This window comes from Actinoplanes flavus, from assembly GCF_017592555.1.
GTDB lineage: Bacteria > Actinomycetota > Actinomycetes > Mycobacteriales > Micromonosporaceae > Actinoplanes > Actinoplanes flavus.
The window spans coordinates 1-1,509 of record NZ_JAGFNS010000078.1 but is presented as its reverse complement, the minus strand read 5'-3'; the positions used below and the strand labels follow the sequence as shown (position 1 = coordinate 1,509).

Annotated in this window: 1 pseudogene; it reads left to right on the top strand. The window is 68.0% G+C overall.

Annotation, left to right across the window (positions count from 1 at the left end):
- Window positions 1-32: 32 nt before the first annotated feature.
- A pseudogene (locus J5X75_RS43725) lies at window positions 33-1,497 on the top strand (NF041680 family putative transposase).
- The last annotated feature ends 12 nt before the right edge of the window (window positions 1,498-1,509 follow it).

The window sequence follows — 1,509 nt, the reverse complement described above, 5'->3', positions numbered from 1 at the left end:
CTAGGGAAGAGAACCGAATCAAGGGCTGTCTGATGATCAGTGTGCCTGACGTCGATCCGGCTGGTGCTCTCGGGCGTCTGGCGGGGTTCCGGGCCGGAGTTCCACCGCTGTCTGACCGCTCGCGCGGACGCGTTGTTCGAGCTGGTGGATGCGGTTTTGTGCGGGGACACGGCAGTACGTTCGCTGGCGGAGCTGTCGCTGACCGGCCAGCATCGCCGGGGTCACGGCTCGCTGTATGCCGGGCTGAACCGCGGTTGCATCGACGTCGACCGACTACGCACCGCTCTGACCACGGTGCCGGTGTCACGAGCCGCCGACGGCCGGATCGTGCTCGCGGTGGATGTCACATGCTGGCTGCGCCCCGAAGCCCACACGTCACCGCAGCGGGTGCTGTGCCACACCTACGGCCGTACCAAGGACACTCACATCGGTGTCCCGGGCTGGCCCTATTCGATGGTGGTCGCCCTGGAATCGGGCCGCCACTCGTGGACCGCACCCTTGGACGCCGGCCGGCTGCAACCCGGGGACGACGCCGCCACGGTCACCGCCGAGCAGCTACGCGATGTCGTACAACGCCTCATCGCCGCCAGGCAGTGGCAACCCGGCGACCCGGACATGTGGATCGTCGCCGCCGCCGGCTACGACGGCCCCCGACTGGCCCTACTTTTAGCCGACCTGCCGGTGAAAGTCCTGGTCCGGATGCGATCGGACCGGGTCCTGCGCCGCCCGGCACCACCCCGCGCCCCCGACACGATCGGCCGTCCGAAACGACACGGCGGTGAGTTCATCTTCGGCGACCCCGCCAGCTGGGGCGCCCCGGACACCGCCATCACCACCGAAACCCGGCTCTACGGCGACGCTACCGTGCTGGCCTGGAACAGACTGCACCCCCGGCTCACCCACCGCACCGCCTGGACCGGCCACGACGGTATCCTCCCGATCATCGAGGGCACCATCATCCTGCTACGCGTGCAACGTCTGCCCTCCGGCGCGACCGCGAAACCGGTCTGGCCGTGGTCATCGATCCCCGACGCCGACACCACCACCGTCAACCTGCTCTGGCAGACGTTCCTGCGCCGTTTCGACATCGAGCACACCTTCCGCATGCTCAAGCAAACTCTCGGCTGGACCAGCCCGAAACTGCGCGACCCGGCAGCCGCCGACCGCTGGACCTGGCTACTGCTGGCCGCCTACACCCAACTGCGTCTCGCCCGGACCCTCGTCACCGACCTACGGCGACCCTGGGAACGCCCCGCACCACCGCAACGACTGACCCCAGCCCGAGTCCGGCGAGGGTTTCGGCACCTGCACACACGAACAGGCACTCCCACCAGTGCACCGAAACCCTCCCGGCCAGGCCCTGGACGACCACCCGGCCACCGCAACAACCAGCCGGCCACCCGCCACGACGTCCACATCGTCACCAGGACAAAACCACCGAACGGCACAGTCAGAAAGAAGACCTCCACCACACCACGACCCCGCCGCACAGGTTAAAACTCAAGTTAG